This window comes from Streptomyces sp. B3I8 (genome assembly GCF_030816915.1).
In the GTDB taxonomy this organism is placed as follows: Bacteria; Actinomycetota; Actinomycetes; order Streptomycetales; family Streptomycetaceae; genus Streptomyces.
Genome location: NZ_JAUSYN010000002.1, coordinates 3,697,115 through 3,714,066 on the forward strand (window position 1 = coordinate 3,697,115; position 16,952 = coordinate 3,714,066).

A 16,952-nucleotide genomic window follows, 5' to 3' on the forward strand; every position below is an offset into this window, starting at 1 on the left:
GGGGCTTCGCGGACCGGTGGGCCACGGCATCCCGCCGCGCGGGGACATGAGGCCGTGTGATCCCTTCCGCACCTGCCGGGATCATGATCGGAGAGGCCCCCGGGGCCAGTAAGGTAAGGACCGCTCCGGCACCCCCACCATCCTCCCGCGGCCCCGCGGCGTGATGGCCGGCGGCGATCGAGTCGTCCGACGGACGGTCGGTCCGCGGGCGCGCCCCCTGACCCTCGGGCGCGGCCCCGCGGGCTTCCGTGCGCCGGTACGGCGTCTCACGGGATGAGGTTGGAACACAGGTGCTGATAGCGGGCCGGTACCGGTTGCAGACCGCCCTCGGGCGCGGCGCGATGGGCGAGGTCTGGCGGGCGTCCGACGAGACGCTCGGCAGGGACGTGGCGGTCAAGCTCATGCTCGGCCAGGACGCCGACCCGACCGCCGCCTCCAGGTTCCGGCTGGAGGCCCAGACCGCCGGACGGCTGCACCACGGCAACGTCGTCGGCGTGCTCGACTTCGGGGAGTACGAGGGCGGTCTGTTCCTGGTGATGGAACTGGTCGCGGGCGACAGCCTGGCCCGGATCCTCGGCGACAACGGACCGCTGCCCGCCGACCGGGTCGCGCGCATCGCGGCCCACACCGCCGCCGGGCTCGCGGTCGCGCACGACCAGGGGATCGTGCACCGGGACATCAAGCCGGGCAACCTGCTCGTGGACGCCGACGGCACCACGAAGATCGCCGACTTCGGCATCGCCCGCTTCATGGACGACCCGGGCGCCGCTCTCACCCGTACCGGGCACATCGTCGGCACCAGCCTCTACCTGGCCCCCGAGCGGGCGCTCGGCCAGTCCGCGGGGCCGCCCAGCGACGTCTACTCGCTGGGCTGCGTGCTCTACCAACTCCTCACCGGCGGAACTCCGTTCAAGGGCGACAGCCCCGTCGCTGTGCTGCACCACCACCTCGACACACCGCCGGTGCCGCCGCGCGAGCTCGGCGTCGACCTGCCGCCCGCCTTCGAGAACTACCTGCTCGGACTGCTCGCCAAGCGGCCCGAGGACCGGCCGACGGCACGGCAGGTCGCCCAGTGGTTCGACGGCGGCGCGTGGCAGGGCCGGCCGGAACCACTTCCGGCGGTGGCACCGTCGGGGCCGTCGGCACCGGGGACGGGCCGGCGCGCGGCGGGCGGCACCGGTCCGGGCAGGGCGGAACGGTCCGGGAGGTCCGAGCGGTCCGGCAGGTCCGGGCGGTCGGAGCCGGGAGCGGCGCAGCGGCAGCAGCGGACGTCGGGCGCGGGTCCGACGGCGCCCGGGGCCGGGCCGCGGCACGGAGCGGGCCCGGGGTCCGCGCCCTCCTACCCGGGCGCACCGTCCGGTCCGGGCGCCTCGGCCGAGTCGGGGGCGCCGACGACGTACAAACTCCCGACCGCCACCGCGGGCCCCGCCTCCTCGGCGCACCGGGGCCGGCGCCGCCAGCAGCCCTCCGGAGCGGCGGGCGCCCTGGCCGGGCAGCGGACCCGGATCGTGGCGCTGCTCGCCGGGGTGGCGCTCTTCGTGGGCGCGATGCTGCTCGGCATGGCGTGGTTCGGCTAGGGTCTTTCGTTCGGATCAGGCCGACTGGGAGGCGCGGTGCGTCTTCGACCGGCCCGAGCGGGCGCCTCAGTGCCGTGGCGGGTGCGGCGGTTCCGACGGCTGCGGCGGTCGCGGTGGACGCGGCCCATGGGGCGGACGCGGCCCGTGCGGGGGCTGCGGCGGGGGCATCGTCTCCAGCCCCGGGGCCGGGGCGGGCCAGACCAGCAGGACCGCGCACGGGGCGTGGTCCACGACGAACCGTGCGGCGGGCCCGAGGCTGTGCGGCCCCAGCCGGGCGCGGTCGCCGTCGCGGGCGACGACGAGCAGGTCTGCCTCCTCCGCGGCCCGCACCACCTCGCGCTCGGCCCGCCCCTGCCGCTCCCGGCGCACGCAGGGCCCGCCGAGCCGCTCGGCGGCCGCGTCCAGCAACCGCCCGGCGGAGCCGGCCCCGAGCTCCGCGACCCGCGCACCCGGATCGTGTCCGCCCCGGCCGAGCAGCCCGGCGAACGCCCCGTGCGCGACCCCGGGTTCCTCGCCCCCGCTGACGTGCAGCAGGACGACGTCCTCCCCGTCCCGCGCGTGCCGCCGCGCGGCATCCACACAGGCGGGCCAACTGCCCTCGACGAGCCACGCGAGCACGGTCACGACCCCTCAGCCCCTTCGGTCCTCTCGGTCCTGTCGGCCCCTTCGGCCCCTTTCGCGGTGATCGGCCCCCCCGCGGCGCTCGGCTCCTCCGCGGCGCTCGGCTCCTCCACCCTGCCAGGCCGCCCGGCGGTACGCCCGCCGGGCGGCCTGGCCCCGCCGGGCTCATTCCTGGATGGCGGCCATGCCGATCGGCGCGTACCGGTCCCCGGCCGCCGCCCCCACCGGGATCGCGGCGCTCAGCGCGGCGAGCTCCCCGGGGGGCGATGGCGAGGCCGGCCGCGGCGACGTTCCGCTCCGGCCAGGTGCGCCGCCTGGTGACCGGGAGCGCGGTGACGCCGTCCTGGGCGAGTACCCAGGCGAGGGCGAGCCGACCGGCCGTCACGCCGCACCCCGGGCACGCGGAGCCACGAGAAGCCGGCCCTGCTGACGGTCCTGGGCACCGAGCACTTCGCCACCACCACCGAACACGGCTGAGACCCCCCCACGGGCCGCGCCCGCCCCCGCCTGGTCCGTTCGCACCAGGCGGGGGCGGGGGCTGGTGCCACCGGACCAGGCGGGGCCGGGGTCGGCGGACGATGCCCGGCCGGGGTGCCGGAGGCGAGTGTGGACAGGCGCGGGAGTCCCTCGCGTCTTTCCCTGCTCGACGGTGTCTGGAGTGAGCTACAGGTGGCCAGGTTTCTGTATCGGATCGGACGGTGGGCTTTCCGGCGGCGCCGGCTCGTGGCCGTGGTGTGGCTGGCCGGCCTCGTGCTGGCGATAGGCGCCGCCGCGACGGCGCCGGCCGGGGAGGACGAGGACCTCGCCATGCCGGGCACGGAGTCCCAGAAGGCGTTCGACCTCCTCGACGAGCGGTTCCCGGAGAGCAACGCGCAGGGCGCCGAGGCCCGCCTGGTCTTCCGGGCCCCGCAGGGGCAGCGGATCACCGCGAAGGACAACCGCGCGGCCGTCGAGGAGGCACTCGGCTCCCTGGACGGGAACAAGCAGTTCGCGTCGGCCACCGACCCCTTCACCACCGGCGCGGTCAGCGGGGACGGCACGATCGCGTACTCCACGGTCACCTACACCGTGGACGCCGTCGACCTGACCGCGGCGACGAAGACCGCCCTGGAGGACGCCGCGGGCGACGCCCGGGACGCGGGGCTCACCGTGGAGACGGGCGGCTCGGCCCTGGACTCCGAGGAGGAACCGGGCGGCACGACGGAACTCGTCGGCGTGGCGGTGGCCGCGGTGGTGCTGGTCCTCGCCCTCGGCTCACTGGTCGCTGCCGGACTGTCGCTGCTGACCGCCCTGCTGGGTGTGGTCATCGCCTTCGGCCTGGTCACCGCGCTGTCGGTGCCGCTGGGCCTGTCGTCCACCGTCGCCATCCTGGCGCTGATGCTGGGGCTCGCGGTCGGCATCGACTACGCCCTCTTCATCACCTCCCGCTTCCGTGACGAACGCGCCCGGGGCCACGAGCCCGAGGAGGCCGCGGGCCGCGCGGTCGGCACGGCCGGGTCCGCCGTCGTCTTCGCCGGCGCGACCGTCGTCATCGCGCTGGCAGGGCTGGGCGTCGTCGGCATCCCCGAACTCACCAGGATGGGCCTGGGCGGTGCCGGCGCGGTGGCGCTCGCCGTGCTCGTGGCGCTGACCCTGACCCCCGCGCTGTTCGGTCTGTTCGGCCGCCGTGTGCTGCCCCGCGCCCTGCGCAAGGCCACCCGGCCGGGCGGACGCCCGCACGCGGCGCACACCGGCGCACCTCACCCCGGGGCGGCACACACCGGTGCCGGACGTCCCGGGTTCGCCACCCGCTGGGCGCGGTTCGTGCTGCGCCGCCCGGCGGCCGTGCTGCTCACCGCCGTCCTCGGCCTGGGCGCCGTCGCCGCGCCGGTGCTGAGCCTCGAACTCGGCCTGCCCGGCGACGAGTCGAAGTCCGTGGAGACCACCGAGCGTCGCGCCTACGACCTGCTGTCGCAGGGCTTCGGCCCCGGTTTCAACGGCCCGCTCACCGTCGTCGTGGACACCTCGCGGGCCAAGGACCCCCGCGCCGTCACGGACCTGGTCGTCGAGACCGTGAAGAAGGTGGACGGGGTCGCGTCGGTCGGCGCACCGGTGCTCAGCGAGAACAAGGACACCGCCCTCCTCACCGCCGTTCCCGAGACCGCGCCCAACAGCCCCGAGACCAAGGACCTGGTGCACGCGCTCCGGGACAAGGCCGCGGGCGTCGAGTCGGACACGGGCGCCGACGTCTTCGTCACGGGCAAGACCGCGCTGAACATCGACATCTCCGAAGCGATGGCCGGCGCACTGGTCCCCTACCTGACGGTGGTCATCGGCCTGGCGGTGCTCCTCCTGCTCGTCGTCTTCCGCTCGGTCCTGATCCCGGTCAAGGCCGCGCTCGGCTTCCTGCTGTCGGTGGGTGCCGCCTTCGGTGTCCTCGTCGCCGTCTTCCAGTGGGGCTGGGCGGCCGACCTGTTCGGCATCGAGCAGACCGGACCGGTCATGTCGCTGATGCCGATCCTCATCATCGGCATCGTCTTCGGCCTCGCCATGGACTACGAGGTCTTCCTCCTCACCCGCATGCGGGAGGCGTACGTCCAGGGCGCGAGCCCCGAAGAGGCGATCGTCAACGGATTCCGGCACAGCGGGCGGGTGGTGGCCGCGGCGGCCGTCATCATGATCAGCGTGTTCGCCGGATTCGTCGGGATGAGCAGCCCGACCATCCAGACGATGGGCATCGGGCTCGCCTCCGCCGTCGCCTTCGACGCCTTCGTGGTCCGCATGGCGATCGTGCCCGCGGTCCTGGCCCTTCTGGGCCACCGCGCCTGGTGGCTGCCCCGTACGCTGAACCGTGTGCTGCCGAACGTGGACATCGAAGGTGAATCCCTGAGCGGGCACGACCCGGTGCCCGACCGGGCCGCATCGGACGCGGTGGTACGGGGACCGTTCCCCGTCGGCCGGAACTGACCCGGACATGGCACACGCCAGCGGCGGGAGCCGGGCCGGCCGGACGCGCGGGGAGCGCGGCGGGCGGCGGGAGCGCGGCGGACCGCGCTCCCGCCGCCCGCGCTCCCGCGACGCGCGTCCGGCCGGCCCGCGCTCCCCGGGCGCGCGGCGCCGCGAGGCGGCGCTCACGGCGGCCGCGTTCGCGCTCTGCCTCCTCGGCGGCGCGATCCGGACCGACGACACCACGTCCCTGCCGCCCCACGCCGCCTACGTCCTCGCCGTGCTGTCCTGCGCCCTGCTGCCGCTGCGGCACCGCACCCCCCGGGCGGTGCTGGCGGCCACCACGGCGGTGGCGCCCCTGGCGCAGCCGCTGAGCGTGCTGATGACCCCCCTGCTCATGGCGCCCGCCCTGATCACCTCCTACACCTGCACCGTCATCGCGCGCACCGAACGGCGCGCGGTGACCGCGGTGTCGCTGGTCGCCGCGGTGCTGCTGGTCTCCGCGGCCCCGCTGTCCGGGGAGTTCTCCTGGCGGGACGCGAGCAGGATGGCCGTGGCCGGCGCCTCCCCCCTGGTGGCCGGTCTGCTCGGACACTCGGTGCGCAACCGGCGGGCGTACCTCACGGCGGCGGAGGAGCGGGCCCGCCGGGCCGAGGAGACCCGGGAGAGCGAGGCCCGCCGCAGGGTGGACGAGGAGCGCCTGCGCATCGCGCGCGAACTGCACGACCTCGTGGCCCACCAGATCACCCTGGCCAACGCGCAGGCCCAGGTCGCCGTCCACCTGCTCGACACCCGGCCGGAGCAGACCCGCAAGAGTCTGCGCGAACTCGTCGAGACCACCGGCCACGCGCTCGACGAACTACGGGCCACCGTCGGCCTGTTGCGCCAGGCCGACGACCGGGGGACGACCGCGGACGGGGTCGGCCCCGACGAACCGGCGCCCGGTCTGGCCCGGCTGCCGACACTCCTGCAGTCCTTCCGCCGCGCCGGCCTGGAGGTGTCGACGCGGGAGGAGGGCACGGCCAGGCCGCTGCCCCCGGGACTGGACCTCACGGCCTACCGCATCGTCCAGGAAGCCCTGACCAACGTCACCAAACACGCAGGTTCCGGGAGCGCCGTGGTGGGCCTGGACTGGTACCCCGACCGCCTGGTCCTCACCGTCGCGGACGACGGCGCCCGGGGCGCCCGGGGGATGCCGGGCCTGCCCGTCGTGCCGGAACGCCCGCCCGGCTACGGTCTCATCGGGATGCGGGAACGCGCCGCCGCGGTCGGCGGACACCTCCACGCGGGCCGGCGCCCGGAGGGCGGCTTCCTGGTGAGGGCCGAGCTCCCCCTCCCACCGCCCAGGGACACGACGGCCGACAGCCGACGCCCGACGACCGACAGCCGGCGGCCGACAGCCGACGAACCTCGGCACCGACCCGGCGACGACGACCACCGAGGAGAAGGACACCCATGACCGACACGGCAACGGACGACGCGGGGCCCGGGCGGACCGGACCGCTGCGCGTACTGCTCGCCGACGACCAGGCCCTGCTGCGCGGGGCCTTCCGCATGCTCCTCGACACCACCGAGGACATCACGGTCGTCGGCGAGGCCGGCGACGGCCGGGAGGCGGTGCGGCTCACCCGGGAACTGCGCCCGGACGTCGTCCTCATGGACATCCGGATGCCTGAGGTGGACGGCCTCGCCGCCACCGCGCGGATCTGCGCCGACCCGGACCTGCGTGCCTGCCGCGTCCTGATCCTCACCACGTACGAGACCGACGAGTACGTGGCCCAGGCGCTGCGCGCGGGGGCAGGCGGCTTCATCGGCAAGGGCATCGGGGCCGAGGAACTCGCGGAGGCCGTACGGACGATCGCCGACGGGGAGACCCTGCTGTCGCCCGCCGCGACCCGCTCCCTGGTCGCCCGCTTCCTGGCCACACCGGACGACGCCACCCCCCACGACTCCGCACGGCTCGCCGTGCTCACCCCGCGCGAGCGGGAGATGGTGGCCCTCGTGGCGACCGGCCTGTCCAACCACGAGATCGCCGAACAGACGTTCCTCAGCCCGTTCACCGTCCGCGCGCACGTGCAGCGCGCCATGACGAAGCTGGAGGCCCGTGACCGGGCCCAGCTCGTCGTCATCGCCTACCGGACGGGGCTGGCGCAGGCCGGCCCCGACCAGTAGGCGGTGACGTCAGCGGACGGGGCTCACCGTGCGGGCCGAGGCAGTACGAGCGCCGTGTGGGCCGGCCGGGGCGTCGGGGCGGGCAGGGCGACCAGGCCGCGCAGCATGGTGTTCCGCTTCTCCAGGGCCTCGGTCGTGAGGGGGAAGAGCCTGGCCCCGCCGTCGTCCACCAGCCCCTGGTTCAGGGCGACGAACTCGCGCAGGTCGCGCCCGTAGGCGGCGAAGGCCGCGGTGTGGTCGGGGTGCGCGAGGAGGGAATGGGCGAGCATGTACGCGCCGACCAGGGCGAGGCTCGTACCCTGCCCGGTGAGGAACGAGGGCGCGTACGCCGCGTCCCCGACGAGGGCGACCCGGCCCCGGGACCAGTGCGGCAGACGGATCTGCCCGGCCGTGTCGAGGAACGGGTCGGCCGCCTCGCGCAGCGCGCCGACCATGGCGGGCACCTCCCATCCCGCGTCCGCGAAGACCGAGGCGACCAGGTCCGGCCCGGCCTCGGGGTCCCGGAGCGCGTCGTGCGGCGGCTCGGGGCGGTGGAAGGTGAGGAAGGCGTGCACCTCGTCGGGGTTCCCGGTGGCGTAGAGGGCGGCGGCCCTGCCCGGGGTGTTCCACATCAGCAGCTCGCGGTCCAGACCGAGCGTGTTGTCCATGGTGAACAGGGCGAAGCAGTAGCCGAGGTAACGGTGGTACCGCTCCTCGGGGCCGAACAGGGCCGCGCGGGTGGCCGAGTGCATGCCGTCGGCGCCGACGACCAGGTCGAACGTCCGCCGCAGCCCGCTGCGGAACGTGACGTCGACCCCCTGTCCCGACTGCCCGGAGTCCTCGAAAGCGACGAGGGAGTCGCCGAACAGGAACTCCACGTCGTCGCGCACCGACTCGTACAGCAGGGCGGACAGATCCTCGCGCCGCACCTCCAGGTCCTGCCCCTCCACCCCGCCGGCCAAGGCGCTCGCCTTCACCGAGACGATCACCTCGCCGCCCGCGTCGAGGAAGGTGGCGCGGCGCGCGTCGAGGTGCGCTTCCCGCAGCCGCGGCAGCAGCCCGGCCCGCCGGACCACCTCGACCGCGGTGCCGCGGATGTCGATGGGATAGCCGCCGGCGCGCAGCGCGGGCGCCTTCTCCACCACGGTGACCTCGAACCTGCCCGACCGGTGCAGCCAGTACGCCAGCGCGGGCCCGGAGACGCTGGCTCCGGAGATCAGAACGCTTCGCTTCGCGGACGTGTGCGTGGTCATGCCTGGGCTCCCTTGTTGGACGTGCTGGTGGGCGTACTGGTGTGAGAGGTGGCCGTCGTGCCGGCCGGCGCACTCGGCGTGCCGGCGGGCGTACCGGTGGCCGCGCCGCGGGGTTTCGCGGTGCGGCTCCGGGTGAGACGGACGGCGAGCAGGGACACGGCGGCGATGAGACCGGCCACGGTGAACCCGGTGACGAAGGACGACTCTGTGGGCAGCCCCGTCGCCCCGTCGACCCCGGAGTCGAGGATCGTGGCGCCGACCTGCGCGCCCACGGCCACCCCGATCACGCGCGTCACCACCAGCAGACTGGTGGCGATGCCGATGTCCCCGGTCTCGACGTCGGTGGCGGCACCGGCGAGCAGCGCCGTGGTGCCGACGCCCGCGGCGAACGCGGTCAGCACCTTCGCGACGACGAGCTGCCAGGACGCCGAGTGCAGCGACGCCAGGGTGAACAGCGTGGCCACCGCGACGACGCTGCCCGCGACGACCACGACCCGCGGCCCGAAACGCCGTGTCGCGAGCCCGCCGACCGAGTCGGCCAGCGATCCGGCGACGGCGCCGGGCAGCAGGAGCAGCCCGATGTCGGTGGTGTCGGCACCAAATCCGTACGCCTGTTCCGGCATGGCCAGGAGCTGCGGGATCAGCAGCGCGGTCATGCCGAAGCCGCCGGAGACGACAACGGTGAGCAGGCACGCGTGCCACATCGAGGGCTTCGCCAGCATGCGCAGGTCGACCATCGGCGAGGCCGTCCGGCGTTCGACGACGACCCATCCGGTCACGAGGCCGGCCACGACCACGACGAGGGCGACGACGGCGAGGGGTGCGAGGCCCGATCCCGTCACCCGGACCAGTCCGATCATGAAGGTGAGCAGCGCGCCGCTCAGCAGGAGCACACCGGGCCAGTCGATCGGGCTGTCCGCCCGGACCGGCGGATCGTGCGGCATCAGCCGGGCCACGGCGAGCGCCGCCACGATGATCACGGCCGTCGGCAGCGCGAACATCCAGTGCCACGACAGTCCTTCCGCGACCGGCCCGGCGAACAGCGTGCCGACCATGCTGCCGCCCGTGAACAGCGCCAGGACCAGCCCGATCGCCGCCTGCGACCGGGCGGCCGGGAGGTTCTTGCGCACCAGGATGAAGGACAGGGGCAGCGCCCCGATCATGACGCCCTGCATCACCTGGCCGACCAGCAGCACCGGCAGGTTCGGCGCCAGCGAGGCCAGTACCCCGCCGGTCGACACCACGGCCATCAACAGGAGCAGCACCCGCTTGCCGCCGTAGCGGTCACCGAGCTTGCCCGCGACCGGCGCGACCACCGCGCCGGTGACCAGCAACGAGTTGCCGACCAGGGCACCTTCGGACGGAGTGATGCCCAACTCCCGCTGCAGCAGCGGCAACGCGGGGTCCAGCACGGACTGCAGGGCACCCAGGGCGAGGGCCAGCACTCCGAGGGCGGCGATCGGCACCTTCCCCAGACGCCCCGGAGGCCCGGCGGCTCCGGGCCCGGGCGGGGTGAGGGGGGGAGAGGGAGGGAGAGAGGGAGACGAGGACGCCGACGTACTGCTCATCGGCGCCCGGTCCGTACACGTAAAGAGGTGCGTGCCACTGCTGATCACTCCAGATACCACGAGGCGAGGGGGGCTGCGCGGAATATCGCGCGTCTCCCACACTCGCCTCCGGTGCCCGGAGCGGGCATCGTCCGTCGACCCCGACCGTTCCTGGTGCGCCCGGACCAGCCACCGCAGCGTCCTGGTGCGCTCGCACCATGACGGACACGCGTGGCGTCACCCCGGGAAGGGGCCGGCGCACCGGCCCCGTATCCGGCCCGGCCGGCTCAGCCCCGGCCGGACTCCCGATCGGACTCCCGGTCGGTGCGGTCGGCCGGGCGGCTCGACTCCAGCCAGGAGCGGGCCGGCTCCGCCGGGCGGGTGGTGTCCACGGTGAGTTCCAGACGGGTCCCGCCCTCGGGACCGGCGGGGTAACTGCGCTGCTCGGAGGTGGCGAAGCAGCGCCGGACGACCTCCGCCACCCGCCGTGCCACCTCGGGTGACGCGGCGGTGACCTGTACCTCGGCCCAGCCGTGCGAGGGCGTGTCGGGGGATTCCATGGCGACCTCGGTGTCGGTGTGCGACGGGAGCGGAGCGCCGATCACTCTACGGGACGGCCCTGGGTGTCAGCCGCGTGCACCGGCCGCCTCCCTGAGGGGCGCGCCGGCCTGGTGGAGGCTGGTGAGTGCCAGCCGGTACGACTCGATCAGCCCGGTCTCCGTGTACTCCACGCCCAGCTCCTGGCAGTACTCCCGGACGATGGCGCGGGCCGCGCGCAGGTTGGGGCTGGGCATGTTGGGGAACAGGTGGTGCTCGACCTGGTGGTTCAGGCCGCCGAGCGCGAGGTCGGTCAGCCGGCCGCCGTTGACGTTGCGCGAGGTGAGGACCTGGCGGCGGAGGAAGTCCGGGCGGTCGTCGGGCGACAGGATCGGCATGCCCTTGTGGTTCGGCGCGAACGCGGAGCCGAGGTAGACGCCGAACAGGCACTGGTGGACGGCGAGGAAGGCGAAGGCCATGCCGGGCGGCAGCACCCAGAACAGGGCGACCAGGTAGAGCGCGCAGTGCCCGAACAGCAGGGCGCCGTCGAGCGTCCGGTGCTTGAGCGAGCGGTTGGTGACCGACCTGCCGCTCGCCACATGCAGGTTGAACCCCTCCAGCGTGAGCAGCGGGAAGAAGAGGAGCGCCTGCCGTTTACCGATCAGCCGCGGCAGCCCCTTGGCGGCACGGGCCTGGTCCTGCGTCCAGACGAGGATGTCGGGACCGATGTCGGGGTCGAGGTCCTCGGTGTTGGGATTGGCGTGGTGGCGGGTGTGCTTGTCCTGCCACCAGCCGTAGCCCATCCCGATGCAGGCCCCGGCGATCCGCCCGGACACCTCGCTGGCCCGGCGGCGACGGAACACCTGCCGGTGGGCGAGGTCATGGGCGACCAGGGCCACCTGCCCGTACATGACGGCCATGAAGACGCCGATCAGCAGCGTCCACCAGGAGGCGCCGACGAGCACGAACGCGGTCCAGCCGGCGGCGTACAGTCCGGCCACCGCGGTGATCCGGAACGTGTAGTACCCGGGACGACGCCGCAGCAGTCCCGCCTCCGTGATCTTCCTCGACAACCGGGCGAAGTCGCTGCCGCGCCGGTCGGAGTCCGGAATGGGGGACGGTGCAGTGGTCACGGTGGGGTAACTCTCTGTGAGGCGGGGGATGACTGGGAGCGGTCCCCGAGGGAGGTGGGGGAAAGAGGGAGCGGGCGGGACACGTCCGCGCCATGACCGTTCCTCGGGCTCGCGGGACTCGCGGGAATTCCGCTCGGGTCGACGACACCGCCGGTGGTCACCGGGGGTGGGGCCGGTCCGCAACCGGCGTGCTTGGTGCCCTCGGCGGCCCCAATCTACCGTCAGCCGTATAAAGGCGCTGTGACGGACGGCGGCCCGGCCCTCCGTGACCCCGTCGGGGAGGGCCGGCAGGGGACAGGCAGGGGAGACCCGTCGGGGAGGCGTCAAAGGGCAGGCCACGAGGCATACTCAGCATGCGGGGGCGTCTCGCCGTGGCATGTGAGGGCACGAGGTGGCATGAGGGGGACCGACGAGGTGAATGGGGCTGCCGGGGACGGACTGGGCAAGGTCGAGGTGAAGCTCCGATGGGATCCGAGTCCGTACGGGGAGCCGCCCCGGCATCTCGACATCGTCGCCACGACCTATCCGGCCGACGACCCCCACGGCCGGCCGGTCTACGTCGTGCACCACGAGAGCCGGTCGCCGGACGGCACGATCAACATGCGGCGGCACAGTGAGACCGGCATGGGGTTCGGATACGTCGAGGAGATGGTCTTCGAGTTCGACCGGCTGTCGTCGGACTACGGGCGGGTCGTGGTCGGCGTGGTCATCCACCAGAGCACCGGGCCGCGCACTTTCGGCGAGATCCACAACGGTGGCGTGATCGTCCTGGAGGGATACCGGCAACTGATGGCGGACGACTTCTCGGGCATCGCCGGCGCCACGGCCGCCACGTTCGCGGAGTTCGTCCGCGAGCCGTCCGGGGCGTGGCGCTTCCGGGAGATGACACGGGGCTTCCACAGCGGCGACCCGGCGCGCTTCGCCGCCGAGATGGGCCGCCTCCGCCAGTGACTCCGGGCGCCTGACGGCCCGGCCCCCGCCCCGGCGCACCGGTCCGGGTCGATCGGCTCCACGCTCACCTCACGCCGGTCGCGCGACTGTCGGTCGAGCGGCACGACGACGTCGGGTCCTGGCGCCCGGCATGCCGAACTGGGCCTGCTGGAGCCCGCGTTCGTGATGATCAGGCAGGCCGTGGGGACCACGAGGGAGCGGCGTCCCGAGACCGTGCGGTGGCTCGGCGAGTTCGTGGCCGGGCTGGTGGCGTCCGGGTTCGTCGCCGAGGCACTCGCCCGCTGCTGAGCGCCCCTACTTCTGCGGGCGGGGCACGACGGGGCATGCGTGGCCGGACCGGGTCATCGTCCAGCCGTCCCCGAGCACATGGATGCTGCCGGCCGTGGCGTCGCCGGCCGCGCGGCCGGCGTCGGTTCCCGTGGTGGGGCGGCGGGAGGCGGCGTGGGACGGCGGAGCCGCGTAGGCCACGGTGCAGGTCAGCTGGAGCATGGCCTGCCGGCTCAGCGAGGGCGTCCCGTCGGGGAGGCGGACGGAGAGGTCGCCGTCGTCGGCGATTGTCACCCGCGGCGCCTCCTTCAGGCGGGGGAGCCGCGTGGTGGCGGTCGCGGTCTCGTTCCCGGTCGGCCCCTCGAACAGCAGACGTACGACGGTCCGGATCTCCGCGGCGTCGCCGGTCCGGCGGGGGTAGGGCTGCAGGCTGCCGTCATGCAGGAAGAAGAGGGAGACGGTGGCGGGCGTCGAGGTCGGTGCCGGGCTGGGGGAGACGATTCCGCTCGCCGGCGCACCGGCCTCGATGACGTCGGACGGGGGGACTCCGCACGCCGTGAGCACGGCCGCGGCCGTGATGCCGCACAGCGGCGCCGCCACTCGCGCGCCCCTCACCGGGTGCCCCTGCCGGCGTCGGCGCCGGTACCGACTTCGCCCTCGGTGCCGGTGCCGGTGTCGTGCAGCGGGAGTTCGACCGTGAACACCGCGCCGCCCCCGGGCAGGTTCGCCGCCCGGATGCGGCCTCCGTGCAGGCGTACGTTCTCCGCCGTGATCGCCAGACCCAGTCCGCTGCTCTCGCTCCTGCCCCGTGAGGTGCTCGCCTTGTAGAACCGCTCGAAGATGTGCGGCAGGGCTTCCTCGGCGATGCCCGGCCCGTCGTCGGCCACTTGGACGACCGCCCATGCCCGGCCGGTCCCGTCCTCCTCCCGCACCTCCATGCTCACCCGCACGGGCGGCGCCCCGTGCCGCAGCGCGTTGCCGACCAGGTTGGCCGTCACCACGTCCAGCCTGCGCGGATCGACGCGTGCGCGGAGCGCACCCGCCTCGGGCAGCCGGATCTCCACCCGCTCCTGCGGCCACCGGGAGGCGACGGTGCGCCGTACGGACTCGGCCAGGTCGATCTCGTCCCGGTTGAGTTCGGCCACGCCCGCGTCGAAGCGGGAGATCTCCATCAGGTCGTTCACCAGCCCGCTCAGCCGGTTCGTTCCGTCGCTGATGAGCCGCAGCGCCTCACCGGTCTCCCCCTCCCCCTCCAGGTCCAGTACGTCGGTGACCGCCGACATCGCCGCCAGCGGCGTACGCAGCTCGTGCGAGACGTCCGCCACGAAGCGACGCCCTTGGGCCTCCAGACGCCGCAACTCGCGCACGGTCCGCTCCAGTTCTGCCGCCGACTCGTTGAAGGACTGGGAGAGGTCCGCCAGTTCGTCGGTGCCGGTGACCTCGAGCCGTACGTCGAGATGCCCCGCGGCCATCCGGCGCGTCGCCCGGCGCAGTGCCCGTACGGGACGCAGGACACCGCTCGCGGCGAGCAGCGCCAGCACGACGGCGAGGCCGAGGGCCACCAGGGTGGCGCGCTCGATGCCGCCGACCATGGCCTGGACGTACCGCAGTTCGGCGGTCTGGGGCACCTCCAGGTACATCACGGTCCCGGAGAGCCGGGGCTCCCCGTCCGCACCCGAGGCGTAGGTGACGGGCATGCCGACGACGAGAAGAGGACGCCCGTCGACGTCCATGCGCTGGAACACCGCGGCCCGCCGGCCCCGGACGGACCGCAGCAGCTCGGGGCTGGGCTCGACGAAGCCGGCGTTCGGGGCGACGGCGCGGTGGCCGCCGTGCGCGGCCATGACCCGCCAGCCCGAGGAACGGTTGTCGCGCAGCACCTGGTTCACCGCGAACTGGAGGTCCGACTGCTCCGGGGACAGGGGGACGGCGGGAGCCACGGTGTCGACACTCGTCCGGAACCGGTTGATGACGGCGTCCTGGCTCTGCTGGAGCACCCCCGTGCGCGCCTCCCGGAAGGCGAGCGCGCCGGTGCCCAGGGCGCTGGCCATGGCCACCAGGACGAAGGCGGTCAGCAGGCGGGGCCGCAGACCGCGCAGGGGCAGCGGGACGCGCGCCAGGACCGTCCGCAGAATCTGCCCGGACGCGAGACCGGAACCTGCCGCGGACGTGGACGCGGACGTCCGCTCGTCGTTCATGACGTGCCGGACGTGCCGGACGTGCCGAAGCGGTAACCGAACCCGCGTACGGTCTGCACGTAGCGGGGCTCCCGGCCTTCGCCGAGCTTGTGGCGCAGCCGCTTCACGCAGGCGTCCACGAGTCGTATGTCGCCGTGGTAGCTGTGCTCCCACACCGCTTCCAGCAGCTGCTGGCGGCTGAACACCTGCCCGGGCGAGGCCGACAGCGTCAGCAGCAGGCGCAGTTCGGAGGGGGCGAGGGTGACCGGTTCGCCGCGGTGCGTCACCACGAGCCCGGCGCGGTCGAGGACCAGGTCGCCGTGTGTCTCCGCCCGGGGGCGGGTGCCGTCCGGCAGCCCCGCGTCCTGCCTGCGCAGTACGGCCCGTATGCGCGCGTCGAGCACCCTGGCCCGTACCGGCTTCACCACGTAGTCGTCCGCGCCGGTCTCCAGGCCCACGACCACGTCGATGTCGTCCCCCCGGGCCGTCACCATGACGATCGGCACCTGGTCGCGCTCCCTGACCCGGCGGCACACGTCCAGGCCGGAGATGCCGGGCAGCATGAGATCGAGTACGACCACGTCCGGCCGGAAGGAGCCGAGTCGCTCCAGCCCTTCCTCACCCGTGCCCACGGCGAGGACCTCATGTCCCTGGTGCCGCAGGCCCAGTTGGAGGGCCCTGCGGACATCGTGGTCGTCTTCGACGATCAGGACCCGTGGCATTGCCGCAGTGTAGGCGGATCGGACGGCGGCGACCGTCCGGCATCGGCCCGTCCCCCTTCCGCCGTTACACAACGATCACACGGGCCGGGCAACCCGAGGCGCGGTTACCGTTCCGTGACAGAACCCACTCGGTGTGATCATTCGGCCTCTTCACACTGACGTGTCATGCATCCGGCACGACAACGGCGATCCGCACCTCCCCACGGCAGCCGCGCGGCCGCCCACCGCGCGGCGCGCGGTCGGCGATCCCCCGGCCGCCGGGGACGGCGGGGCCGCCGGAGCACGGGCCTGCTGGTCGGCCTGCTGGTGGTCCTCGGTCTGATGGTCCCCGCGGCGTACTTCCTGGGAGGAGCGCGCAGCGACGCGTCGAGCGGCACGCCCGCCCCGCAGCCCACGACCACCACCCCCGCGCACCGCCCCACCCCGACCTCTTCGGCCCCCTCCGTCCCCGCCTCCCCTTCCACCTCTCCCTCCACCTCTTCCTCCCCGCGCTCGAGCAGGATCAAGGTCCCCACGAAGGGCAGCGGAACGTTCACCACCGCGCGTGCCACGGGGAAGAAGGTGGGCAGAGGTGCGCGCCCGCTGCGCTACGTCGTGCAGGTCGAGACGGGCCTCGACGTCTCCCCGTCCCGGGCGGCGAAGGAGATCGACGGCATACTCGCGGCGCCCCGGGGCTGGACCCACAACCCCGGCATCGCGTTCCAACTGGTGGGCGCGGGAGCACCGCACGACATCACGATAAAGATCGCGACCCCGACGACGGCGGACGCCCTGTGCTGGGCGGGCATCCGCCAGGACACCGGGGGCGAGTACAACTGCGAGGTCCCCGGCGGGGTGGTGGTCAACCTCAGGCGCTGGGCCGAGGGTTCGCACACTTTCACCGGCCCGATCCACGACTACCGGGCCCTGATCATCAACCACGAGATGGGCCACTTCCTCGGCCACTCCCACCAGACCTGCGGCGGCGTGGGGAGACCGGCCCCCGTGATGATGCAACAGATCAAGGGCCTGCACGGCTGCGTCCCCAACGCCTGGCCCTACGACACACACGGCAACCTCATCACGGGGCCGCCGGCGTGAAGGGTGCGCGA

At 73.9% G+C, this 16,952-nt stretch carries 15 protein-coding genes; 7 read left to right on the forward strand and 8 right to left on the reverse strand.

Going from position 1 to position 16,952, the window contains the following annotated elements:
* Positions 1-290 precede the first annotated feature (290 nt).
* Positions 291-1,577: a serine/threonine-protein kinase gene (locus QFZ64_RS18555; RefSeq protein WP_307067161.1), complete on the forward strand. Its 1,287-nt coding sequence runs from the start codon at positions 291-293 to the stop codon at positions 1,575-1,577.
* Between the two features lie 66 nt (positions 1,578-1,643).
* Here the strand turns inward: QFZ64_RS18555 and QFZ64_RS18560 are convergent, their stop codons facing one another.
* Positions 1,644-2,201, reverse strand: coding sequence for a universal stress protein (locus QFZ64_RS18560; protein WP_307067163.1), 558 nt, complete (start codon positions 2,199-2,201; stop codon positions 1,644-1,646).
* A gap of 666 nt (positions 2,202-2,867) precedes the next feature.
* Here QFZ64_RS18560 and QFZ64_RS18565 point away from each other — a divergent pair.
* From QFZ64_RS18565 to QFZ64_RS18575, 3 genes are read left to right on the forward strand one after another with little or no spacing between them, the layout of a single operon-like run.
* A complete protein-coding gene (locus tag QFZ64_RS18565; protein WP_307067165.1) occupies positions 2,868-5,144 on the forward strand; it encodes an MMPL family transporter in 2,277 nt (758 codons plus the stop codon).
* Between the two features lie 7 nt (positions 5,145-5,151).
* On the forward strand, positions 5,152-6,582 hold the full coding sequence (locus QFZ64_RS18570) for a sensor histidine kinase (protein WP_307067167.1): 1,431 nt from the start codon (positions 5,152-5,154) through the stop codon (positions 6,580-6,582).
* A complete protein-coding gene (locus tag QFZ64_RS18575) occupies positions 6,579-7,295 on the forward strand; it encodes a response regulator transcription factor (protein ID WP_307067169.1) in 717 nt (238 codons plus the stop codon). Before QFZ64_RS18570 ends, QFZ64_RS18575 begins: the two co-directional genes overlap by 4 nt.
* A 23-nt stretch (positions 7,296-7,318) precedes the next feature.
* On the opposite strand, the gene QFZ64_RS18580 is transcribed toward QFZ64_RS18575, so the two are convergent.
* The 4 genes from QFZ64_RS18580 to QFZ64_RS18595 all read right to left on the reverse strand — a co-directional run bounded on the left by QFZ64_RS18580 (position 7,319) and on the right by QFZ64_RS18595 (position 11,744).
* Complete coding sequence (locus tag QFZ64_RS18580; protein ID WP_307067171.1) at positions 7,319-8,527, reverse strand: FAD-dependent monooxygenase; 1,209 nt, start codon at positions 8,525-8,527, stop codon at positions 7,319-7,321.
* Positions 8,524-9,993, reverse strand: a complete 1,470-nt coding sequence (locus tag QFZ64_RS18585) for an MFS transporter (RefSeq protein ID WP_307067173.1) — start codon at positions 9,991-9,993, stop codon at positions 8,524-8,526. The genes QFZ64_RS18580 and QFZ64_RS18585 overlap by 4 nt, the downstream gene beginning before the upstream one ends.
* A gap of 368 nt (positions 9,994-10,361) precedes the next feature.
* On the reverse strand, positions 10,362-10,634 hold the full coding sequence (locus tag QFZ64_RS18590) for a hypothetical protein (RefSeq protein WP_307067175.1): 273 nt from the start codon (positions 10,632-10,634) through the stop codon (positions 10,362-10,364).
* A gap of 66 nt (positions 10,635-10,700) precedes the next feature.
* Positions 10,701-11,744 carry an acyl-CoA desaturase gene (locus QFZ64_RS18595; RefSeq protein WP_307067177.1) on the reverse strand — a complete coding sequence of 348 codons (1,044 nt, stop codon included), beginning with the start codon at positions 11,742-11,744 and terminating at the stop codon, positions 10,701-10,703.
* Positions 11,745-12,140: 396 nt separating this feature from the next.
* Here QFZ64_RS18595 and QFZ64_RS18600 point away from each other — a divergent pair, with 396 nt between their 5' ends.
* Entirely contained in the window at positions 12,141-12,695 is a 555-nt protein-coding gene (locus QFZ64_RS18600) for a TerD family protein (RefSeq protein ID WP_307067179.1), read from the forward strand.
* A 165-nt stretch (positions 12,696-12,860) separates the two neighbouring features.
* Positions 12,861-12,983 carry a hypothetical protein gene (locus tag QFZ64_RS18605; RefSeq protein ID WP_307067181.1) on the forward strand — a complete coding sequence of 41 codons (123 nt, stop codon included), beginning with the start codon at positions 12,861-12,863 and terminating at the stop codon, positions 12,981-12,983.
* A 6-nt stretch (positions 12,984-12,989) separates the two neighbouring features.
* Here QFZ64_RS18605 and QFZ64_RS18610 read toward each other — a convergent pair whose 3' ends face one another.
* Genes QFZ64_RS18610 through QFZ64_RS18620 form a run of 3 tightly spaced genes read right to left on the reverse strand, consistent with a single transcriptional unit; the run spans position 12,990 to position 15,861 of the window.
* Positions 12,990-13,577, reverse strand: coding sequence for a hypothetical protein (locus tag QFZ64_RS18610; protein WP_307067183.1), 588 nt, complete (start codon positions 13,575-13,577; stop codon positions 12,990-12,992).
* Positions 13,574-15,160 (reverse strand): HAMP domain-containing sensor histidine kinase, encoded by a 1,587-nt coding sequence (locus tag QFZ64_RS18615; RefSeq protein WP_307067185.1) that lies wholly within the window; start codon positions 15,158-15,160, stop codon positions 13,574-13,576. Before QFZ64_RS18615 ends, QFZ64_RS18610 begins: the two co-directional genes overlap by 4 nt.
* Entirely contained in the window at positions 15,157-15,861 is a 705-nt protein-coding gene (locus QFZ64_RS18620) for a response regulator transcription factor (RefSeq protein WP_307067188.1), read from the reverse strand. Before QFZ64_RS18620 ends, QFZ64_RS18615 begins: the two co-directional genes overlap by 4 nt.
* A gap of 165 nt (positions 15,862-16,026) precedes the next feature.
* Here QFZ64_RS18620 and QFZ64_RS18625 point away from each other — a divergent pair, with 165 nt between their 5' ends.
* Positions 16,027-16,941 (forward strand): DUF3152 domain-containing protein, encoded by a 915-nt coding sequence (locus tag QFZ64_RS18625; RefSeq protein ID WP_307067190.1) that lies wholly within the window; start codon positions 16,027-16,029, stop codon positions 16,939-16,941.
* Positions 16,942-16,952 lie beyond the last annotated feature (11 nt).